The sequence below is a fragment of the Roseivivax isoporae LMG 25204 genome (assembly GCF_000521865.1).
Taxonomy (GTDB): Bacteria; Pseudomonadota; Alphaproteobacteria; order Rhodobacterales; family Rhodobacteraceae; genus Roseivivax; species Roseivivax isoporae.
On the sequence record NZ_JAME01000033.1, the window covers coordinates 14,385 to 35,265 of the forward strand.

Here is a 20,881-nt window from a genome sequence, read left to right on the forward strand (position 1 = left end):
CTGCAGGCACGGCCATCGGGCCTTTTGGCAACGTATCGCGCGTCCGGAATGCATCGGGGCGCGTCATGACGACGCGCCCCGGCAGGATGGGCCCGCGACGGGCCGCGATGTCAGCGGTGCCGGGTCAGCCGACCAGCGCGTTGTCGTCGCGCTTGACTGCGACGATGGCGGAACGCGGCAGGGCGCCCTCGCCGTCCGGGAATGGCGCGTCCGGGTGCTGGATGCCCACGAACATGGTGCGGCGGTCCGACGACCAGGTGAGGCCGGTCACTTCCGCGCCCTTGGGGCCCGTCAGGAAACGGCGGATCTCGCCGGTCACCGGGTCGCCCGCCAGCATCTGGTTGTTGCCCATGCCGGCAAAGTCGCCCTCGTTGGAATCGTCGCCGTCGGTCTGGATCCAGATGATGCCCGACGAGTCGATCTGCATGCCGTCGGGCGAGTTGAAGAGGTTGCCCTCGTTCACGTTCTCGCTGCCGGCATAGGCGTCCTCGTGCACGGTCGGGTTGCCCGCCATGACGTAGAGGTCCCAGTCGAAGCCGTCCGAGGCGTGGTTGTCCTCGTGCGGACGCCAGCGCACGATCTGGCCGTACTCGTTCGTCGCGCGCGGGTTGGGCGCGTTGGTCGCCATCTCATCGCCGCCCGCGTTGGTGCGGATCGAGCCGTCATCGGCGGTCTCGCCGCGGCGCGAGTTGTTGGTGAGGCAGCAATAGGCCTCGATCGCGGTCGGGTTGACGGCGATCCATTCCGGGCGGTCCATCGTCGTCGCGCCCACGGCCGAGGCCGCGGTACGGGTGAAGATGGCGATCTCGGCCGCGTCCATGCCGGTGGTTTCAGGCGTGAGCGCCAGCCATTCGCCGGTCATGTCGTCGTTGAACTTCGCGACGTAGAGCTGGCCTTCGCTCAGGAGCGTGGAGGTGTCGCCACCCGGCACGTAGACGTCGCGCGACAGCCACTTGTACATGAACTCGCCGCGCTCGTCGTCGCCCATGTAGACCACGACCCGGCCGTCAGGCGCGACGGTCGCCGCGGCGTTCTCGTGCTTGAAGCGGCCGAGCGCGGTGTGCTTGACCGGGGTCGAGGACGCGTCGGAGGGGTCGATCTCGACGATGTAGCCCGCGCGGTGCGGCTCGTTCGGGTTCGTCGTGACGTCGAAGCGGGCGTCGAAGGCGTGGTAGTTGTAGCCCGAGCCTTCCTCGTTGATGCCGTAGCGCTCGTAGCCGGCAGCGATCTTCTCGTCCGACGGCAGGCCGCCGGTCGCACCGAAGTAGCCGTTGAAGTTCTCCTCGCAGGTCAGGTAGGTGCCCCACGGCGTCCGGCCGGAGCCGCAATTGTTGAACGTGCCGAGCGATTCCGTGCCCGTCGGGTCGGCCTCGGTCTTGAGCAGGTCGTGACCGGCGGCGGGGCCGTCGATGCGCATCGGCGTGTTGTGGTGGATGCGGCGGTTGAACGGGCTGTCCACGACGACCGACCAGCCGTCCTCGCCCTCGGCGATCTCCATGACCGACACGCCCTGGAAGTTCTGCAGGCGCAGCACGTCCTCGGCGGAGGCGGGCGTCCCGTCCTCGGTGTTCGGCAGGTTCACGTCGTTGTTGGTGTACTCGGAGTTCACCACGAGGATCTCGCGGCCGCCGACGTTGAAGAGCTCCATGCCGTCGGTGTTCTCGCCCATCACGCGGTCCGACCCCTCGGTCGGGATGCCGTTCGCGGCGTCGAATTCAGGCGCGTCGGAGAAGAGCGGGTCGCCCCAGCGCACGAGGGTCTTCCAGCTGTAGCCCTCGGGGACGTGCACGGTGCCGTCGGTCTGGGCGGCGATGCCCTCGAACGCGAAGCGCGAAGCCTGCTGTGCCATGGCGGTCGTGCCCTTGAGGAACGACGTGCCCATGACGGCCGCGCCCGAACCGAAGGCCAGCGCGCCGCCAAGGAAGCCGCGGCGCGAGATCGCGCGCTCGACCACGCGGTCGAATTCCTGCACCTCGGGGCGCGGGAAGTTCTTCTCGTCCCACTCGTCGGCCGACATGCGTTCCACGGTCTTTTGAATGTTCATGATTCCCTCCGCTGACTGTCGGGCGCGGAATGGCGCCCGGACGTTGGCCGGATTGCGCTACCGCGCGACTGCAACGGTTCCGTGACGGCCCGCCTGCCGAAATGCCGCAGGTCCGTCGCCCCGGCCCGGACCCGCGACGCTCGGGCCGGTTGACCTCTCGCGGGCAGCCGCGTCACTTGTGGCCGGACAGGACACCGGAGGACGAACCGATGCAGGACGGGTTGCGCACCGAGGCGCTGCGCCTTTTCGACGCCGCCATCGCGGCCGCGGATCCCGCGCAGGCGCTGGCCCGCGCGTTCGCGGCCCATCCGTTGCCCGCGGCGCCGGGCCGGACGATCCTAATCGCCATCGGCAAGGCCGCGCCACGCATGCTGGCCGAGGCGCGGGCGCACGTGACGGGGCCCGTCGTCGCGCTCGCGGTGACGCATCACGAGAACGACACGGAGGTTCCGGGCGCGGAGGTGCTGCGCGCGGGCCACCCGGTGCCAGACGCGGCCGGGGCCCGGGCGGCACGGCGCATCCTCGACCTCCTCGCGGGCTGCACGGAAAGGGATCGCGTGATCGCGCTGATCTCGGGGGGCGGCTCGGCGCTCGTGCCCGCGCCGGTCGCGCCGCTGACGCTTGCGGACAAGGCGGCGGTGAACGCCGCGCTTCTCGCGGGCGGGCTCGACATCACCGAGATGAACCTCGTCCGCCAGCAGCTCTCCGAGCTCAAGGGCGGCGGGTTCCTGCGCCACGCCGCGCCCGCACCGGTGACGGCCTACATCCTGTCGGACGTGATCGGCGACGACCTGCGCGTGATCGCCTCCGGCCCGACGGTCGGCCCGGTCGGCACGGCGGCCGAGGCGATCGCGCTCCTGAAGGGGCGCGGGCTCTGGGATCGGATGCCCGAGGCGGTGCGCACGCACCTGGAGACCGCCGGCCCGCCTACGCCCCTGCCCGAGGCGCGGAACCACCTCGTCGGATCGAACCGCGTTTCGCTCGACGCCATGCGCGCGGCGGCCGAGGACGCAGACTGGCAGGCGCACATCGTCAGCGACCGCCTGACCGGCGATGTTGCGGACGCGGCGGCGCGCGTGCTGTCAGAGATGCACGTGCCCGACCGGCCGACGGCGCTCCTGTTCGGGGGCGAGACGACGGTGACGCTGCGCGGCACCGGACGCGGCGGGCGCAACCAGGAGATGGCGCTCCGCGTGGCGCTCGGCGCGCCGGACCTGGCCGGGCATTGGGTCTTCCTGTCAGGGGGGACGGACGGGCGGGACGGGCCGACGGACGCGGCGGGCGGCGTGGTCGATGCGGGAACGCGCGCCCGAATCGAGGAAACCGGCGCGGATCCCGACGCGCTCCTCGCGAACAACGACAGCCACGCGGCGCTCGAGGCGGGCGACGCGCTGGTCAGGATCCCCGCGACCGGCACCAATGTCGCCGACGTGCAGGTCCTGCTGCTGGCGCCCACCTGACCGGGGTCAGAGCTTCGACGAGATGACGCCCGTCGCGAAGCCGCCCTTGCGCAACTCGCCGAACAGCCGCTGGTACTCGATCTTGGGACAGCGGTCCTGCACCACCTCGACGCCCGCGGCGCGCGCCGTGGCGGCGGCCTCCTCGTTGATCACGCCGATCTGCATCCAGATCGTGCGCAGCGTGTCCGGGAACGCCCCGAGCGCCTCGTCGACGATGGGCGGCACCGCGTCGGACCTGCGGAAGATGTCGACCATGTCGACCGGAGCGTCGATGTCCGACAGCCGCGCCACGACGCGTTCGCCAAACAGCGTCTCGCCGTCATGGCCGGGATTGACCGGGATCACCCGGATCCCGCGCAGCGACAGGTAGCGCGCCACGTAGTACGAGGGCCGGACGGGGTTCGGCGACACCCCGACCACGGCGATCACCCGCGTCGCAGTCAGGATGCGGCGGAGGTCGGCATCGGACGGACCGGTGGGCATGTGTGCTCCTGTCAAGGACCGCTCAAGAAAAAAGCGCCCAAGCATGTGCTCGGGCGCTAGTTACGGAACGAGGGACAGTGAAGGTCTCGCGGGGGTTCCGAGCCCGCGATCCTGAGGTTAAGATGGGCGGAAAAGCCACAAGTTAAACCCCGCTAAAGAAGTCGTGAACAAAAAACTTGACCTTCGGGCTGATTTCCGGTCGGCGACGCTCATTCCGCCGCCTCGGGGAGGTCGCGCAGCATCTGCCAGACCCGTGCGGGCGTGAACGGCATGTCGGCCTGGCGCACGCCGCGGTCCCAGAGCGCGTCCTGAACGGCATTCGCCACGGCGGCGAGCGCCCCGACCGTGCCGGCCTCGCCGCAGCCCTTCATCCCGAGCTGGTTCGCGGTCGACGGCACCGGTTCGGTCGAGAAGGACACCATCGGCATGTTGTCGGCGCGCGGCATCGCGTAGTCCATGAAGCTCGCGGTCAAGAGTTGGCCGGTCTCGTCGAACACGACCCGTTCGAGCAGCGCCTGCCCGACGCCCTGCGCGACACCGCCGTGCACCTGTCCCTCGACCAGCATCGGGTTCACGAGGTTGCCGAAATCGTCCACCACCGTGTAGCGGTCGAGCGTCACCTGGCCGGTCTCGGGATCGACCTCGACCTCGGCCACGTGCGCGCCGTTCGGGAAGGACCGCGCCGGCAGCTTGGCCGAGGTCTGGTGCGTCAGGAGATCCTCGCGCCCCGCCTCTCGCGCCATGCGCGCCACGTCCAGCATGCCCGGCGTCTCGTTCGACCCCTCGATCCGGAACCTCTCGTCGTCGAAGCGCACGTCGCCCTCGGACACGCCCATGCGTTCGGCAAGGAAGGCCGAGAACGCGGTGACGATCTGCTCGACCGCGACCAGAGTCGCGTTGGCCTGCACGGTCACCGACCGCGACCCGCCGGTGCCGCCGCCCCTGGCGACGAGGTCGCTGTCGCCCTGCACCACGCGGATGCGGTCGGCGGGAATGCCTGTCTGGTCGGACAGGAACTGCGCGAACACCGTCTCGTGCCCCTGCCCGTTCGACTGGGTGCCCACGTAGATCGCGGCGCCGTCCTCCTCGAAGACGACCTTCACGTCCTCCTCGGGCGATCCGAGGATCGCCTCGATGTAGTAGCAGAGCCCCTGGCCCCGGAGCCGGCCCGCCGTCTCCGACGCGGCGCGGCGGGCGGCGAAGCCCTGCGCGTCCGCTTCCCGCGCGGCGCTGCCGAGGACGCGGGCGAACTCGCCCACGTCGTAGGTCTCGCCCGAGACGGTGGTGTAGGGAAACTTGGCCGGCGCGATGAAGTTCTTCCGCCGCAGCTCCCACGGGTCGGTGCCCAGGTCGCGCGCCGCGCGGTCCATCATCCGCTCGAGCAGGTAGTTCGCCTCGGGCCGGCCCGCGCCGCGATAGGCGTCGACCTGGGTGGTGTTGGTCAGGATGCCTTCGGACCTGAGCCACGCGGCGGGGATGTCGTAGACGCCGGTCAGCACGCGGCTGAAGAGATGCGTCTGCATGAGCGGGGCGAAGCCCGACAGGTAGGCCCCGAGGTTCGACCGCGTGTGCACCCGGTAGGCGAGGATGCGGTGGTCGGCGTCGAAGGCGAGCTCCGCGTCCGACACGAGGTCGCGGCCGGAATTGTCCGACAGCATCGCCTCGCCGCGTTCGGACATCCAGCGCACCGGGCGCCCGAGCGTGCGCGCGGCATGCGCCACGGCAAAATATTCGGGATACGGCATCGTCTTGGTGCCGAAGCCGCCGCCCACGTCGGGCGTGGTCACGCGCACCGCGTCCTCGTCGAGCGCGAAGGCCTTGGCCATCAGCGCCTTCAGGCCCCAGACGCCCTGCCCGTTGAAGGCGACGTGCAGCCGCGCGCCGTCCCATTCGGCGAAGGCCCCGCGCGGCTCCATCGGGTTCGAGATGATGCGGTTGTCCTCGACCGTCAGCCGCACCACGTGCGCGGCCCTGGCGAACGCAGCCTCGGTCGCGGCCTCGTCGCCCATTCCGTAGTCGAAGACGCGGTTGTCCGGCAGCGAGTCGTGGATCGGTGTGCCGCCGGCCGCGGTTTCGAGATGCGGTGCGCGGTCCTCGAGGTCGAGCTCGATCAGCTCGGCCGCGTCCTTTGCCTGCAGGAGCGTCTCGGCGATGACCACCGCCACCGGCTCGCCCACGAAGCGCACGCGCCCCTCGGCGAGGAGCGGCCGGCGCGGCGGCTCGGTCTTGCTGCCGTCGCGGTTCGGCACCATCACGGTGGGCAGGCCCAGCGTAAGGCCCGCCGCCGCGTAGTCCTCGGCCGTCAGGACGAGGTGCACGCCCTCGGCCTCGCGCGCCGCCGAGACGTCGAGCCGCGTGATGTCCGCGTGCGCGACCGACGAGCGGAACACGTAGGCGAAGAGCGCGTCCGCAGGCGCCACGTCGTCGATGTAGCGCCCCGCCCCGGTCAGGAAGCGCACGTCCTCGACCCGCTTGACCGGCTGGCTTTTCCCGAACTTCTCCATGGCGGCACGTCCCCTTCCGAACCTGGTCTGTCGGGGGCGAACCTTAGGCGTGCCGCCGGGAGTGTCCAGACCGTGCGATGGCTCAGGCGGCGGCGGGACCGAGGGTGACCACCTCGCGGGCGCCGTAGCCGTTGAAACGCGTCACGAGCGCGCCCGAATAGGCGCCCATGGCCGGGCAGATCAGCCAGTCGCCCTCGGCGATGTCGCCGGGCAGGTCGATCGGGTCCGGCAGACGGTCAAGGCTGTCGCAGGTCGGCCCGAACGCGAGGCGCGGCCGCGGGGCGGCGGACCGCAGGTGCCCCGCGGGCGACAGGACGCGCAGGCGCCCGCCGGGGCCCATGTCGCGCCATTCGGCGAGCGCGCCGTAGATGCCGTCGTTGAGCGTGACCGCGCGGTCGTCGGAAGCCTTGACCCGCAGCGCCAGCGTCACCGCCTCGGCCACCATGGCGCGGCCGGGCTCGCAGACGAGCGCGGGCGCGTTCGCGCCGAACGCCTCCCGCGTCGCGGCCCCGATCACGGCAAAGACCGCCTCGAGATCCGGCGCGGCGCCGGAGCGGTCCGCGGCAAACCCGCCGCCGACATTGAGCCGCGCGAGGCGGACGCCCGCCGCCGTTGCTGCCTCGGCCGAAGCCGCGATGTAGCGCGCCCAGGCGGCCGGGTCGGTGCACTGCGTGCCGGGATGGAAGGTCACGGACGGGGTAAAGCCCCGCGCCACGACCGCGCGCAGGAGCGCCGCCGCCTCCTCCGGCGCCGCGCCGAACTTCGAGCCGAAATCGTAGGCGGCGCCCGGGACCGGCAGCTTCAGCCGCACCGCGATCTCGGTGCGTGGCGCGAGGCATGCAAGCTTGTCGAGCTCGGAGAGCCGGTCGACCGACCACGAAGCCACGCCCGCCGCGCGGCCCGCCGCGATCTCGGCCGCCGAGCGCACGGGGTTGTGGTAGTGCAGGACCGCGTCCGGGGCCGCGGCGCGGGCAAGCGCCATCTCCTCGGGCGACGCCACGTCGAAGGCGCCGATCCCCGCCGCCGCGAGGTTCGCGAGCACGGCGGGGTCCGGGTTCGCCTTGACCGCGTAGGTCACGAGGCCGGGGAAGCCCGCGAGGAACCGCCGCGCCGTCGCCTGGAGGACGTCCGGCCGGAAGAACAGCACAGGCGCATCCGGCGCCTCGCGCACGAGCCAGCTTTCGGGATCTGCGGGCAACCTCGTCTGACGGACCATGTTCGGCCTCCTCTGCTCCTGTACCTCACGCTCAGGATGCGCGGCAAAGCTGTCGATTTCACGCGGCACATCTGCCATTCTGACCCCCGTTATGGGCAGAACGCCGAGGCAGACGTGCAGATCGACGAGACCGATGCGGAACTGATGCGGCTCCTGGCCGGGAACGCGCGTCTGCCGGTGGCGACGCTCGCCCGCAGGCTCGGGCTCGCGCGGACGACGGTCCAGGCCCGGATCGAGCGGCTGGAGCGCGACGGCGCGATCGCGGGCTACACGCTGCGCCGGGGCGCCGCGGCGCGCGCCGCGATCCGCGCCACGGTGCTCGTGTCCATCGAGCCGCGCGCGGCGGCGGGCGTGCTGACCCGCCTGCGCGCGCTCCGCGGCGTCGAGGCGTGCCACACGACCAGCGGGCGATTCGACATGATCCTGGAGGTGGCGGCGGACAGCACCGCGGAACTCGACCGCACGCTCGACGAGATCGGCGACGCGCAGGGGGTCCGCGGCTCGGAGAGCCTGATCCACCTGACGACCAAGATCGACCGGCGCTAGCGCGCGCCCGCCGTCAGAGCACGACGATTCCGGTATGCTTGGCCTTGTGCTCGGGCTCGACATGGATGGTGACGGTGCATTCCGGCACCGCGGACTTGAGGCTCGCCTCGACCCGGTCGCAGATGCGGTGCGCGGTCTCGACGGTCATGTCCCCCGGCACGACGAGGTGGAACTCGACGAAGGTGGCGCTGCCCGCATGGCGCGTGCGCAGGTCATGCGCCTCGACCGCGCCCTCGGCGCTCTCCGAGATGATCTCGCGCAGGCTGGCGAGATCGGGTTCGGGGATCGATTCGTCCATCAGGCCCGATACCGAGGCCGACAGGACCTTCCATCCCGACCACAGGACGTGGACGGCCACGAGCGCGGCGAGCGCCGGGTCGAGCCAGGTCCAGCCGGTCAGCACCGCCGCTGCGACCCCGATCGCCACGCCGGCCGAGGTGACGACGTCGGCCCGCAGGTGCGCGCCGTCCGCCCTGAGCGCCGGCGACCGCAGCCGCCGCCCCTGCCGGATGAGCACCGCCGCCCAGGCCGCGTTGAGGCCCGCCGCGACGAGGTTGACCGCGATGCCGGTCCACGGGGCGTTGATCTCGGGCGGCGTGCGGAAGCCCTGCCACGCCTCCTCGAGGATGAAGAGCGCGGCGACCACGATCAGCACGCCCTCGAGCACCGCCGAGAAGAACTCGGCCTTGTGGTGGCCGTAGGGATGCGTGGCGTCGGGCGGCCGCGCGGCGATGCGCACGGCCATGAGCGCGGCGAAGGCAGTCGCGATGTTCACCACGCTCTCGAGCGCGTCCGACAGGAGCGCGACGGAGCCCGTCAGCCACCAGGCGAAGGTCTTGATCCCGAGAACGGCGACGCCCACCACGAGCGACCATGCCGCGATCCTGCCAGTCTCACTCATCCGCCTCTCCGGCCGTCCGTGTCGCTCCGGGGGCCCGGATAGATCAGGCCCGCGGGACCGGCAACCGCTGCCGTGACCCGCGGGTCCCTCCGGTCAGCGGGATCTGAGCGCGTCGCGGATCTCGATCAGGATGTCGAGCTCGGACGGGCCGGTCTTGACCTCGGGCGCCACGTCGTCGGGCTTTTCCGCCGCCGAGCGGATCCGGTTCACCATCTTGACCAGCATGAACACTACGAAGGCCACGATGAAGAAGTTGATGACCGCCATCAGGAAGTTGCCGACCGCAAAGACCGCGGCGCCGGCTTCCTGCGCGGCCGCGACGCTCGCATAGCCCGCCTCGGGCTGCGCGCCCAGAACGTAGAACCACCCCGAGAAGTCGATGCCGCCCGTGAAGATGCCGATGACGGGGTTGATGATGTCGCCCACGAGCGACGTGACGATCGCGGTGAAGGCCGCGCCCACGATGATGCCGACGGCCATGTCCATGACATTGCCCTTGGCGATGAAGTCCCTGAATTCCTGAATCATGTCGCCGTTCCACCCATGTTGGCAGCGCCCTTTCCGGGCGCCCGCGGCCCGCCGCCGCGCGGGCGATGAAACACCGGATCGGCCCGGACCGGCAAGGTGCGGCTGTCCTTTCGCCGGCCGCGGCATAGGTGGGGAGGCGGAAGCGCCGCGCCGCGCGGCGTCGGAACGAGGCTCCAGACGATGACCGACCTTTCGCAGTACCCCATCACCCGCCGCTGGCCCGCCGCGCATCCCGACCGGATCCAGCTCTATGCCTTTCCCACGCCCAACGGCGTGAAGGCGTCGATCGCGCTCGAGGAGCTCGGCCTGCCCTACGAGCCGCACGTCGTGTCGCTGTCGGACACGGACGTGCGCAGCCCCGAGTTCCTGTCGCTCTCGCCCAACAACAAGATCCCCGCGATCCTCGACCCCGACGGACCCGGCGGACAGCCCCTGGGTCTCTTCGAATCGGGCGCGATCCTGATCTACCTCGCCGAGAAGGCGGGCCGCCTTCTCGGCAGCGACGCGGTCAACCGTGCGCACGTGCTGCAATGGCTCATGTGGCAGATGGGTGGCGTCGGCCCGATGTTCGGGCAGATGGGGTTCTTCGTGAAGTTCGCGGGCAGCGAGGTCGAGGATCCGCGCCCCCGCGAGCGCTATGTTGGCGAGGCGCAGCGGCTGCTGAAGGTGCTCGACTGCGAGCTCGACGACGGGCGCCAGTGGATCGCGGGCGCCTATTCCATCGCGGACATCGCCATCTGCCCATGGCTGCGCGCGCTCGACTTCTACGGGGCGAAGGACCTCGTGCAGTGGACCGAGCTCAAGAACGTGCCGGGCTACCTCGACCGCTTTCTCGAGCGGCCGGCGGTCAGGACCGGCCTCGAGGTGCCCGCGCGCGAGGGCTGACGCTCAACCCGGCAGCGTTCCCGTCAGCACGTAGCGCAGGATGTCCACGACCTGTTCGGGCGTCCGCGCGACGGCGAGCGCCGCGGCGTCGACCTCCTTGAGCGCGTGGTCGTGTTCCTCGGGCTGGAGCACCACCAGCGACTTGCCGAGGCCCGTTGCGAGGCCCGCGTCGAAGGCGGCGTTCCACTGCTTGTACTTGTCACCGAAGCGCACGACCACGACGTCGGCATCGCCGATGCCCTTGCGGGTGCGGATCGCGTTCAGCATCGCGCCCTTGTGGTCGTGCCAGTACTTGGACTGTTCGCCCCCGAGGATGGTGACGCCGCAATCGTCCGAGGCGGCATGGTCCGTCACCGGGCCCGAGAAGGTCACGTCGAGCCCCTGCGCCCCGTCGATGATCCGGTCGCGCCAGTCGGTGTGGATCTCGCCCGAGAGATAGACGTTCAGGCCCATTGCGCCGGTTCCTTTCGCTGATGTGATCCCTGCCCAACCTATGGCGGCCGGGCACGGGAACAACCGCCCTCAGCCGCGGAGCGTGCCGCCCGTGGCCTTCGCGACCTTCTCGACGATGCGCGCTGCGACCGCCTCGATGTCCTTCTCGGTCAGCGTCGCGCCCTGCGGCTGCAGGCGGACGGTGATCGCCAGCGACTTGCGGCCCTCGCCGAGGCTGCCGCCCGAGAACTCGTCGAAGACGCGCACCTCGTCGATGAGCGCCTTGTCGGCGCCCGCGGCGGCGTTCACGAGGTCGAGCGCCGCCACCTCCGCGTCGACCACGAAGGCGAAGTCGCGCTCCACGGGCTGGAGGTCGTTCAGGACGAGTGCGGGGCGCGACGCCTTGGCCGTCTTGGGCAGCGGCAAGGCGGCGGGCCAGAGGGTGAACGCGACCGCCGGTCCCTTCACGTCGAGCGCGCGCAGGACCTTGGGGTGCAGTTCGCCGAAGATGCCGAGCACGTTCTTGGGCCCGAGGCACACGACGCCGTGCCGCCCGGGATGCCACCAGGCGGGCCCGTCGCGGCGTATCTGGCTGCGCTGGGGCGCGCCCATGGCGACGAGCGCGGCCTCGGCATCGGCCTTGGCATCGAAGACGCCCACGGGCCGCGCGGCACCATGCACGTCCTTCGGGCCGGTCCGGCCCACCAGCAGGCCGCAGAGCTCGAGCCGCTGCTCGCCGGGTTCGCCGCCGTCGAAGACATAGCCCAGCTCGAAGAGCGCGAGGTCCGACATGCCGCGCGCGTGGTTGCGGGCGGCTGCCTGCAGCAGGCCCGGCAGGAGCGAGGGGCGCATGTGGCTCATCTCGGTCGAGATCGGGTTCGCGAGCATCGTCGCGTCGTCGCCGCCGCCAAAGAGCGCCGCCGCGGCCCGGTCGATGAAGCTGTATGTCACGCACTCGTTGTAGCCGAGGGACGCGGTCGTGCGCCGCGCCGCCTGTTCGCGCCGCTGGAGGGGCGACAGGACGGGTTTCGGCACCCCCGTCTGGATGCGCGGCAGGGGTTTCCCGGCAAGCTTCGTCAGCGAGGCGATGCGCGCGACCTCCTCGACGAGATCGGCCTCGCCCTGGACGTCGGGTCGCCACGACGGCACCTGCGCCATGTCGCCGTCCATCACGAAGCCCAGGGATTCGAGCGTGTTGCGCTGCGTCTCTGCCGGGATGTCCATGCCCACGAGGCGCGCGCAGCGGTCGGTGTCGAGCCGGTAGGCGCGCGCGTGGTCCGGAACCTCGCCCGCCACGATGACGTGGCTCGGCGTACCGCCGGCGATGTCGAGGATCATGCGCGTGGCCGCCTCGATCCCGAGCGGCGTCCAGGCCGGGTCGATCCCGCGCTCGAAGCGGTAGCGCGCGTCGGAGTTGATCTTGAGCGCGCGACCGGTCTCGGCGGTGCGGATCGGGTCGAAGAACGCGGCCTCGACGAAGACGTTGACGGTCTCGTCGGTGACGCCGGTTTCCTCGCCGCCCATGATGCCGCCGAGGCTTTCGGGACCGTTTGCGTCGGAGATCAGCACCATGCCCGGCGCGCAGGTATAGGTGCGCTCGTCGAGCGCCTCCAGGACCTCCCCGCCCTGCGCCAGATGCACCCGCAGGTTGCCGGAAACCTTGTCCGCGTCAAAGACATGCAGCGGGCGGTTGCGATCGAAGGTGAAGAAGTTCGTGACGTCCACGAGGAACGAGATCGGCCGCAGCCCGATCGCGCGAAGACGATCCTGCAACCACCTGGGAGACGGGCCGTTCTTCACGCCGCGGATGAGGCGGCCGTAGAAGACCGGGCAGGCCGCGCGGGCGTCGTCGTCGATGGTGACGCTCAGCGGGCTGTCGAAGGTGCCGGGCACGGCTTCGACGGTCTCTGGCTTGAGCGTGCCGAGGCCGCGGGCGGCGAGGTCGCGGGCGATTCCGCGGACGCCGAGCGCATCGGGACGGTTCGGCGTGATCGCGATCTGGATGACCGGGTCGACCTTGGCCGGGTCGTTGGCCGCGAGCCAGTCGGTGAAGCTCTGGCCCACCTCGCCCGAGGGAAGCTCGATGATGCCGTCGTGCTCTTCCGACAGCTCCATCTCGCGCTCGGAACACATCATGCCGTGGCTTTCGACGCCGCGGATGGTGCCGACCTGGATTGTCGTATCGATTCCGGGCACATAGGTGCCGGGTTTCGCCACCACGACGGTGATGCCCGCGCGCGCGTTGGGCGCCCCGCAGACGATCTGCGCCTCGCCCTCGGCGGTGGCCACGCGGCAGACGCGCAGCTTGTCGGCGTCGGGATGCTGTTCGGCGGCGATCACCTTGCCCAGCGTGAAGGACGACAGGCGGCTCGCCGGATTCTCGATCCCCTCGACCTCGAGCCCGAGATCGGTGAGCGTCTCTGCGATCTCGTCCACGCCGGCCTGCGTGTCGAGATGTTCCTTGAGCCAGGACAGGGTGAATTTCATCGCGGCACGCCTCCGGATCCGTGGGGTCGTCGTCGGGTCGCGGACGTCCTAGCGGATCGGGGCGGGAGGGGGAAGAGGCGCGCTGGCAGGCATATGGCTTGCGTATGGTCCGGGCATGGCAGCCCGGGGCGGCGGGGCAGCCCCCCGCCGCGCGGCGCCTCAGCGCGAGAGCCCGCCGTGCAGGGTCGGCACGTCGAGCGCGGCAAAGCCGTAATGCCGCAGCCAGCGCAGGTCGCTGTCGAAGAAGGCGCGCAGGTCGGGGATGCCGTATTTCAGCATCGCGATGCGGTCGATCCCCATGCCGAAGGCGAAGCCCTGCCATTCGGACGGATCGACGCCGCCGGCCTGCAGCACCTTGGGGTGCACCATGCCCGAGCCCAGGACCTCGAGCCAGCCGTCGCCCTCGCCGATCCTGAGCTGGCCGCCTTCCCACGAGCACTGGATGTCGACCTCGGCGGAGGGCTCGGTGAAGGGGAAGTGCGAGGCGCGGAACCGGATCTTGAGCCCGTCCACCTCGAAGAAGGCCGAGAAGAACGCCTCGAGCACCCATTTGAGGTGCGCCATCGAGATGTCGCGGTCGATGGCGAGGCCCTCGACCTGGTGGAACATCGGCGTATGCGTCTGGTCGTAGTCGGCGCGGTAGACCCGGCCCGGCGCGATGATGCGGCAGGGCGCGCCGTGCTTTTCCATGTGCCGGATCTGCACGGGCGAGGTGTGCGTGCGCAGGACGTGCGGGGCGCGGTTGTCGCCCTCGGCACGGTGCATGTAGAAGGTGTCCATCTCGGCGCGCGCGGGATGGTGCGAGGGGATGTTCAGCGCGTCGAAATTGTACCAGTCGGTGTCGATCTGCGGCCCCTCGGCCACCGCGAAACCCATGTCGGCGAAAATCGCGGTGACCTCCTCGGTCACCTGGCTGATCGGGTGGATGCTGCCCTGCCGGCGCGTGCGGGCGGGCAGCGTGACGTCCAGCCATTCCGCGCGCAGCCGTTCGTCGAGCGCGGCATCGGCCAGCGCCTCCTTCTTGGCGGCGAGGGCGGAGTTGATCTCGTCCTTGAGCGCGTTGAGCCGCGGCCCCTCGACCTGGCGCTCCTCGGGCGTCATCCGGCCGAGTTCGCGCATCTTGAGGCTGATCTCGCCCTTCTTGCCGACCGCCTCGACGCGCAGGGCCTCGAGCGCGGCCTCGTCGCCGGCCCCGGCGATGCGGGCGAGATACTTGTCGCGAAGATCGTCCATGAAGTTGCCTCCGGGAAACCGTCGCGCCCGTCTAGCCCCGCGCGGCACGGGCTGCAAGCGGCAGCGCGCCGCGCCCTGCCCCCGTGGAACGACAAGGGGCCGCCCCGGCGGGACGGCCCCTGAACGTCGTCTGGTCGTGCCGGGCGATCAGGCCGCGAGCGCGCCCTTCGCCTTCTCGACGATGGCGCCGAACGCCTCGGGCTCGTGCACCGCGAGATCGGCGAGGACCTTGCGGTCGACCTCGATGCCGGCCAGCGACAGGCCGTTCACGAAGCGCGAATAGGTCAGCGATTCATCGTGCGCGCGGACCGCGGCGTTGATCCGCTGGATCCACAGCGCGCGGAAGTTGCGCTTGCGGTTCTTGCGGTCGCGGGTCGCGTACTGGTTGGCCTTGTCGACCGCCTGCGCCGCCACCTTGAAGGTGTTCTTGCGCCGGCCGTAATAGCCCTTCGCGGCCTTGGTGATCTTCTTGTGACGGGCGTGGGTGACGGTGCCGCCTTTGACTCGGGACATGGATCAGCTCCTTATTCGTAAGAGTTCAGCGGTCGTAGGGCATGTAGCCCTTGACGATCTTCGCGTCGGGGGCGCTGAGCGTGGTCGTGCCGCGCGCGTCGCGAATGAACTTCTTGTGGCGCTTGATCATGCCGTGGCGCTTGCCCGCCTGGGCGGTGATCACCTTGCCCGTGGCAGACATCTTGAAGCGCTTCTTGGCGCTCGACTTCGTCTTCATCTTCGGCATTTCCGTCTCCTGACTTCTGGGGTCGGTTGGTCCTGCGCGACTCGGCATGCCTTCGGGCCGGCCGCGCAGCATTGCGAAGTTGCCGCATAGCGACGTTGCTGGGACTTTGCAAGGGGTCGGGCGGAGCGGTTCAGCCAGTCAGAAGCGCGATGGTGCGGTAGATCGCGCGGGGCACGTCGTGCAGCGCGTAGCCCCCGGGCCGGGTCCGCACCGCATAGAGGACGAGAAGGCCCGCGGCCACGATCGCCAGCGCCGGGATGCGCGGCGTGCGTCCGTCCGAGAAGGCGGACACCGAGGACGGGATGGCGACGGCCGCGAGAACGAGGCCGAGGGTCAGGCTGAGATCGGGGTTCATCGGAAACCGGGCTCCACACAAGCACACGCGGCCCCCGGGGGACGCGTGCACGCCGGGCTTCCGCAGGGTCAATCTACTCCGGGTCGGTGTTGTAGATCAAACGTTCGTCGCAGGGTGCCACGCGCAGGATGTTGGTGGTGCCCGTCGTGTTGAACGGCACGCCCGCGGTGACGACGATCTGGTCCTCGGGACCCGCATAGCCCAGCGCCCGCGCCGCCCGGGCGGCGTTGACCACCGCGCTCTTGAACCGGTCGAGTTCGGCGGTCTGCACGCACTTGGTGCCCCAGGACAGGGCGAGACGGCGTGCCGTGCCCTGCTGCGAGGAGAGCGCGAGGATCGGCACCGGCGGGCGTTCGCGCGCCACGAGGAGCGCGGTCGTGCCGGTCTGGGTGTAGCAGCAGATCGCCTTGATGTCGGTGGTCTCGGTGATCTCGCGGGCGGCGGCGACGATGGCGTCGGCGACCGATTCGCGCTTGGCCGCGCGCTGCGCGTCGATGATCTGGCGGTAGAGCGGGTCGCTTTCGACCTCGATCGCCACGTTGTTCATGGTGGTGACCGCCTCGATCGGGAAGCTGCCCGCGGCGCTTTCGGCCGAGAGCATGATCGCGTCCGCGCCCTCGTAGATGGCGGTCGCCACGTCCGAGACTTCGGCGCGGGTGGGCATCGGGCTCTCGATCATCGATTCGAGCATCTGGGTGGCGACGATCACCGGCTTCGCGGCGGACCGGCACTTGCGCGTCAGCCGTTTCTGGATCGGCGGCACGTTCTGCACCGGCAGCTCGACGCCGAGGTCGCCGCGCGCCACCATGATGCCGTCCGACACCGCGAGGATGGCGTCGAAGGCCTTGACCGCGGCGGGCTTCTCGATCTTCGACAGGATCGCGGCGCGGTTCCCGGCGAGCGTGCGCGCCTCCTCCACGTCCTCGGGGCGCTGCACGAAGGACAGCGCCAGCCAGTCGATGCCGAGATCGCAGACGAAGTCGAGGTCGGTGCGGTCCTTGTCCGACAACGCGGCCACCGGCAGCACGACATCCGGAACGTTCACGCCCTTGCGGTTCGAGATGGTGCCGCCCACCGTCACGGTGCAGTTGGCGAAGTCCTCGCCGCACTCGTCGACGCGCAGACGGATCTTGCCGTCGTTCACGAGCAGCGAGGCGCCCGGTTCGAGCACCGCGAAGATCTCGGGATGCGGCAGGTTCACGCGGTTGGCGTCACCCTCGGCCGGGTCGAGGTCCATGCGGAAGGACGCGCCCTCGACGAGGTCCTCGGACCCGTTGGCGAAGGCGCCGACGCGCAGCTTCGGGCCCTGCAGGTCGGCGAGGATGGCGATCGTGGAATCGAGGTCGCGTTCCACCTGCCGGATGATGCGGTGACGCTCCGCGATCTCCTCGTGGGTGCCGTGGCTCATGTTAAGGCGGAAGACGTCCGCGCCGGCCTCGTGCAGCGCGCGGATGATCTCGTAGGTCGACGACGCGGGGCCCATCGTGGCCACGATCTTGACGTTGCGGTTCCGTCTCATGGGTGTCCCTCGTTCGATCGATCTGTCGTGGTCGCGCCGTGGTCGTGCAGCGGCGGCGTTACCGCTAACGGCATTCACGGGCCTTATCACCGATTCCGCGCCCACCCGCAACGGCCTGCCGGCCGCTCCTATGGGTGCGCGGAACGCGGCGGGCGTGCAAGCCCCGATCGGGCAGGAATCCGTCCCCGTCCGGGCGAGGCGTCCGCCCTGCCCGCGTGCGCGGCAGCGGCGGCGGGCGCGCAGGCCGAGCGGCTTGAAGCGGCGGGCGGGATGACCGACATGACAGGGGAACAGCGAAGGAGCCCAGACATGGACGACCAGACCCGCATCGAGCTCGAGGCCGCGGCGTTCCGCCGGCTGCGCCAGCACCTGATTGAGGACCGGCCCGACGTCCAGAACATCGACATGATGAACCTCGCCGGGTTCTGCCGGAACTGCCTGTCGCGCTGGTACCAGGAGGCCGCGAACGCACGCGGCATCGAGATGGGCAAGGACGAGGCGCGCGAGATCTTCTACGGCATGCCCATGGACGAGTGGAAGGCGCGCCACCAGACCGAGGCGACAGACGACCAGAAGGCGGCCTTCGACAAGAGCTTCCGCGAGAACGTGGGCCCGCGGGACTGACCGTGCGCGCGCAGGACCGGCTGGCCGGCTTCGTCGCCGAGGCGCTGCGGGCGGGACATTCGCGCGCCGAGGTGGCGGGGGCGCTCGTCGCCGCGGGCTGGAGCGCGGACGAGGCCGACAAGGCGCTCGAGGACTGGGCGGACGGGCCGTTCCCGATGCCGGTCCCGCGGCCGAGGCCTTCGGTCTCGGCGCGCGAGGCGTTCGTTTACGGGCTGATGTTCACCGCGCTCGCAGTGCTGGTGATCCAGGCGCTGTCGCTCGGCTTCGCTCTGACCGATCTCTGGCTCGGGCCCGAGGAGTCCGATCCCTTCGGGTTCGGATCCTGGCGGGTCCGCGGCGCGGTGGCGAGCCTCGTCGTGTTCGCGCCGCTCTTCGTGCTGCTCGACCGCCGGGTGGCGCGGGCGGCGCGGGCCGACCGCAGCATCGGCCGCTCGGCGGTGCGCGACTGGCTGAGCCACGTGGCGCTCTATGCCGCGGCGATCACGCTCCTGGCCGACCTCATCTCGGTGCTGACGGCCGTGCTCGGGGGCGGACTGACGCTGGTCTTCCTGGTGAAGTCGGCGCTGGTGGCGGCCGCCGCGGCGCTGGTCTTTGTCTATTTCCGGCGCTTCACGCGGCAGGGGTGAAGCGCCGGAGCGCGCGGTTCAGAGGCCGATCATCTCGGCCTGGCGCACGATCACCTCGGCCTGCTTGATCGAGGCGATGTCGACGAGGCGCCCCTTGTAGACGGTCGCGCCCTCGCCGCGCGCCTTGGCCGCGTCCATGGCGGCGAGGATCTCGCGCGCCTCGGCGACGGCGGCCTCGGTGGGCGTGAAGACCTCGTTGGCGAGCGCGACCTGGCTCGGATGGATGGCCCATTTCCCGACCATGCCGAGGGTGGCCACACGCAGCGCCTGCGCGCGGAAGCCCTCGGCGTCGGAGAAGTCGCCGAAGGGCCCGTCGACCGGCAGGACGCCGTGGGTGCGGCAGGCGGCGACGATGGCGGCGGTCGCCCAGTGCCAGGGATCGGCCCAGTAGCGCTGGCCCTCGCGGTGCATGTAGTACTGTTCCTGCGTGCCGCCGATGCCGGTCGTGGCCATGCCCATGGAAGCGGCGAAGTCCGCGGCGCCGAGGCTCATGGCCTGCAGCCGCGGCGTGGCGGCGGCGATCTCCTCCACATGCGCGATGCCTGCGGCCGATTCGATGATGACCTCGAAGCCCACGCGCTTGTCCCGGCCCTTGGCGCGCTCGACCGCGGTCACCAGCGCGTCGACCGCGTAGAGGTCGGCGGCGTTGCCGACCTTCGGGATCATGATGAGGTCGAGCCGCTCGGAGGCCAGTTCGAGCAGCTCCACCACGTCGCGGTACCAGTAGGGCGTGTCGAGCCCGTTGATGCGCACCGACAGCGTCTTCTGCCCCCAGTCGATGTCGCCGATGGCGGCGATCACGTTGGCGCGCGCGGTGTCCTTGTCGCTGGGCGCGACCGAATCCTCGAGGTCGAGGTTGATGACGTCCGCCGCCGAGGCCGCCATCTTCTCGAAGATCGCGGGCCGCGACCCCGGGCCGAAGAGCTGGCAGCGGTTCAGGCGCGCGACCGGCGCCGGCTGGATGCGGAATGACATGGGAAACCCCTCGCGCAAGATAGTTTCAAAGCGTCCTGCCCGAGGGATAGAAGCTTGCCCGGGCGGGTTCAAGCGGGTTTCTGCACCTGCATCATGGCACGGGCCCGGCACGGCAGGCCCGCCGGGCCGCACGGGGCCGCGGCGCACAAATCTTGCGCCCGGACGCCCCGGACCGGGAGGTTTTTCCGTCACGGGCTGGAAAGTGGCGCGATTTGCGACACACTCCCGCCCGGGGCGCGGCACGGTCGCGCGAAACGATCCTACCGGAGGGCGCCATGATCGAAACACCCTACCTGCTGTTCCTGGGCGACGCGCCCGACCCGCTGGCCGCCAAGGTCGCGCAGGGCATCAAGGACTGGCGCCCGGAGAACTGCGTGGGGCAGTTCCGCATGGAGGGCTGCAAGGCCGACATGAAGCTGCCGGACATGACGCTGGCCGAGGCGAAGGCGGCCGGCGCCAAGACGCTGGTGATCGGCGTCGCGAACCGCGGCGGCAAGATCTCGGCCTCGTGGAAGGAAGTGCTGCTCGACGCGCTCGACCAGGACTTCGACCTCGCCTCGGGGCTGCACAACCTGCTGCGGAACGAGACCGACCTGAGCGAGAAGGCGGCCGCGACCGGCCGCACGCTGCATGACGTGCGCGTGCCGGCGGTGGAGTATCCCATCGCCAACGGCGAGAAGCGGCGCGGCAAGCGGGTGCTGGCGATCGGCACCGACTGCTCGATCGGCAAGATGTACACGGCGCTGGCGCTCGACCGCGACATGCGCGCGGCCGGCATGAAGTCGACCTTCCGCGCCACGGGCCAGACCGGCATCCTGATCACCGGCGAGGGCGTGCCGCTCGACGCGGTGATCGCGGACTTCATGGCGGGCTCGATCGAGTGGCTGACGCCGGACAACGACGAGGACCACTGGGACGTGATCGAGGGCCAGGGCTCGCTCTACCACGTGTCGTTCTCGGGCGTGACGCTGGCGCTGATCCATGGCGGGCAGCCCGACGCGCTGATCCTGTGCCACGAGCCCACCCGCACGCACATGCGCGGGCTGCCGGGCTACGGCCTGCCGGCGCTCGAGGACCTGCGCGACCTGGGCCTGCAGATGGCGAAGATCGCCAACCCCGACTGCCAGGTGGTGGGGATCTCGGTCAACACCGCGGCACTGTCTGACGCGGAGGCCGAGGCCTATCTCGAGGAGGTGTCCGCGCGCATGGGCCTGCCGGCGGTCGACCCCTACCGGCACGGCACGCAGCCGCTGATCGCGGCGCTGCAGGCGCTCTGAGGACGCCCACGGGGGCGCGCGGCCGTCCCGGCGGCGCGCCCTGCCCC

Annotated in this window: 20 protein-coding genes; 6 read left to right on the forward strand and 14 right to left on the reverse strand. The window is 70.5% G+C overall.

All coding sequences use genetic code 11. The features are described 5' to 3' along the window. Window positions 1-124: 124 nt before the first annotated feature. Window positions 125-2,044, reverse strand: coding sequence for a PhoX family protein (locus tag RISW2_RS17960; RefSeq protein WP_043773717.1), 1,920 nt, complete (start codon window positions 2,042-2,044; stop codon window positions 125-127). A gap of 209 nt (window positions 2,045-2,253) precedes the next feature. On the opposite strand from RISW2_RS17960, the gene RISW2_RS17965 reads away from it, so the two are divergent. Beyond that, complete coding sequence (locus RISW2_RS17965) at window positions 2,254-3,504, forward strand: glycerate kinase type-2 family protein (RefSeq protein ID WP_043773718.1); 1,251 nt, start codon at window positions 2,254-2,256, stop codon at window positions 3,502-3,504. A gap of 6 nt (window positions 3,505-3,510) precedes the next feature. On the opposite strand, the gene RISW2_RS17970 is transcribed toward RISW2_RS17965, so the two are convergent. The 3 genes from RISW2_RS17970 to RISW2_RS17980 all read right to left on the reverse strand — a co-directional run bounded on the left by RISW2_RS17970 (window position 3,511) and on the right by RISW2_RS17980 (window position 7,707). Next, window positions 3,511-3,987 (reverse strand): CoA-binding protein, encoded by a 477-nt coding sequence (locus RISW2_RS17970; protein ID WP_043773719.1) that lies wholly within the window; start codon window positions 3,985-3,987, stop codon window positions 3,511-3,513. Window positions 3,988-4,196: 209 nt separating this feature from the next. Beyond that, window positions 4,197-6,491 carry a xanthine dehydrogenase family protein molybdopterin-binding subunit gene (locus RISW2_RS17975; RefSeq protein ID WP_043773721.1) on the reverse strand — a complete coding sequence of 765 codons (2,295 nt, stop codon included), beginning with the start codon at window positions 6,489-6,491 and terminating at the stop codon, window positions 4,197-4,199. A gap of 82 nt (window positions 6,492-6,573) precedes the next feature. Then, window positions 6,574-7,707 carry a type III PLP-dependent enzyme domain-containing protein gene (locus RISW2_RS17980; RefSeq protein ID WP_043773723.1) on the reverse strand — a complete coding sequence of 378 codons (1,134 nt, stop codon included), beginning with the start codon at window positions 7,705-7,707 and terminating at the stop codon, window positions 6,574-6,576. 114 nt (window positions 7,708-7,821) lie between these two features. On the opposite strand from RISW2_RS17980, the gene RISW2_RS17985 reads away from it, so the two are divergent. Then, window positions 7,822-8,253: an Lrp/AsnC family transcriptional regulator gene (locus RISW2_RS17985; protein WP_043773815.1), complete on the forward strand. Its 432-nt coding sequence runs from the start codon at window positions 7,822-7,824 to the stop codon at window positions 8,251-8,253. 13 nt (window positions 8,254-8,266) lie between these two features. Here RISW2_RS17985 and RISW2_RS17990 read toward each other — a convergent pair whose 3' ends face one another. Together RISW2_RS17990 and mscL are read right to left on the reverse strand one after the other, a co-directional pair. Beyond that, window positions 8,267-9,154, reverse strand: a complete 888-nt coding sequence (locus RISW2_RS17990; RefSeq protein ID WP_043773725.1) for a cation diffusion facilitator family transporter — start codon at window positions 9,152-9,154, stop codon at window positions 8,267-8,269. A 93-nt stretch (window positions 9,155-9,247) separates the two neighbouring features. Further along, on the reverse strand, window positions 9,248-9,682 hold the full coding sequence (gene mscL / locus RISW2_RS17995; protein WP_043773727.1) for a large conductance mechanosensitive channel protein MscL: 435 nt from the start codon (window positions 9,680-9,682) through the stop codon (window positions 9,248-9,250). Window positions 9,683-9,862: 180 nt separating this feature from the next. Between mscL and RISW2_RS18000 the strand changes: the two genes are divergently transcribed. Further along, the gene (locus tag RISW2_RS18000; protein ID WP_043773729.1) at window positions 9,863-10,567 is read left to right on the forward strand and encodes a glutathione S-transferase family protein; all 705 of its coding nucleotides are present in this window, start codon (window positions 9,863-9,865) and stop codon (window positions 10,565-10,567) included. Between the two features lie 3 nt (window positions 10,568-10,570). Here RISW2_RS18000 and RISW2_RS18005 read toward each other — a convergent pair whose 3' ends face one another. The 7 genes from RISW2_RS18005 to pyk all read right to left on the reverse strand — a co-directional run bounded on the left by RISW2_RS18005 (window position 10,571) and on the right by pyk (window position 17,332). Further along, a complete protein-coding gene (locus RISW2_RS18005) occupies window positions 10,571-11,020 on the reverse strand; it encodes a YtoQ family protein (protein ID WP_043773731.1) in 450 nt (149 codons plus the stop codon). A 69-nt stretch (window positions 11,021-11,089) separates the two neighbouring features. Continuing rightward, the gene (gene pheT, locus RISW2_RS18010) at window positions 11,090-13,486 is read right to left on the reverse strand and encodes a phenylalanine--tRNA ligase subunit beta (RefSeq protein WP_043773732.1); all 2,397 of its coding nucleotides are present in this window, start codon (window positions 13,484-13,486) and stop codon (window positions 11,090-11,092) included. 159 nt (window positions 13,487-13,645) lie between these two features. Beyond that, window positions 13,646-14,719 carry a phenylalanine--tRNA ligase subunit alpha gene (gene pheS / locus RISW2_RS18015; RefSeq protein WP_043773733.1) on the reverse strand — a complete coding sequence of 358 codons (1,074 nt, stop codon included), beginning with the start codon at window positions 14,717-14,719 and terminating at the stop codon, window positions 13,646-13,648. A gap of 147 nt (window positions 14,720-14,866) precedes the next feature. Next, a complete protein-coding gene (gene rplT, locus RISW2_RS18020) occupies window positions 14,867-15,232 on the reverse strand; it encodes a 50S ribosomal protein L20 (protein ID WP_043773734.1) in 366 nt (121 codons plus the stop codon). A gap of 25 nt (window positions 15,233-15,257) precedes the next feature. Next, window positions 15,258-15,458 (reverse strand): 50S ribosomal protein L35, encoded by a 201-nt coding sequence (gene rpmI, locus RISW2_RS18025; RefSeq protein WP_043773735.1) that lies wholly within the window; start codon window positions 15,456-15,458, stop codon window positions 15,258-15,260. Between the two features lie 130 nt (window positions 15,459-15,588). Next, window positions 15,589-15,813 (reverse strand): hypothetical protein, encoded by a 225-nt coding sequence (locus RISW2_RS18030; protein ID WP_043773736.1) that lies wholly within the window; start codon window positions 15,811-15,813, stop codon window positions 15,589-15,591. Between the two features lie 73 nt (window positions 15,814-15,886). After that, window positions 15,887-17,332 (reverse strand): pyruvate kinase, encoded by a 1,446-nt coding sequence (gene pyk, locus RISW2_RS18035; RefSeq protein ID WP_043773737.1) that lies wholly within the window; start codon window positions 17,330-17,332, stop codon window positions 15,887-15,889. A gap of 309 nt (window positions 17,333-17,641) precedes the next feature. On the opposite strand from pyk, the gene RISW2_RS18040 reads away from it, so the two are divergent. Both RISW2_RS18040 and RISW2_RS18045 read left to right on the forward strand, forming a co-directional pair. Continuing rightward, the gene (locus RISW2_RS18040) at window positions 17,642-17,956 is read left to right on the forward strand and encodes a DUF1244 domain-containing protein (RefSeq protein WP_043773738.1); all 315 of its coding nucleotides are present in this window, start codon (window positions 17,642-17,644) and stop codon (window positions 17,954-17,956) included. 2 nt (window positions 17,957-17,958) lie between these two features. Further along, a complete protein-coding gene (locus RISW2_RS18045; protein WP_043773739.1) occupies window positions 17,959-18,582 on the forward strand; it encodes a DUF5671 domain-containing protein in 624 nt (207 codons plus the stop codon). Between the two features lie 18 nt (window positions 18,583-18,600). On the opposite strand, the gene RISW2_RS18050 is transcribed toward RISW2_RS18045, so the two are convergent. Next, window positions 18,601-19,557 carry an L-malyl-CoA/beta-methylmalyl-CoA lyase gene (locus tag RISW2_RS18050; RefSeq protein WP_043773740.1) on the reverse strand — a complete coding sequence of 319 codons (957 nt, stop codon included), beginning with the start codon at window positions 19,555-19,557 and terminating at the stop codon, window positions 18,601-18,603. A 275-nt stretch (window positions 19,558-19,832) separates the two neighbouring features. Between RISW2_RS18050 and dgcN the strand changes: the two genes are divergently transcribed. After that, window positions 19,833-20,834 carry an N-acetyltransferase DgcN gene (dgcN, locus tag RISW2_RS18055; RefSeq protein WP_043773741.1) on the forward strand — a complete coding sequence of 334 codons (1,002 nt, stop codon included), beginning with the start codon at window positions 19,833-19,835 and terminating at the stop codon, window positions 20,832-20,834. Window positions 20,835-20,881 lie beyond the last annotated feature (47 nt).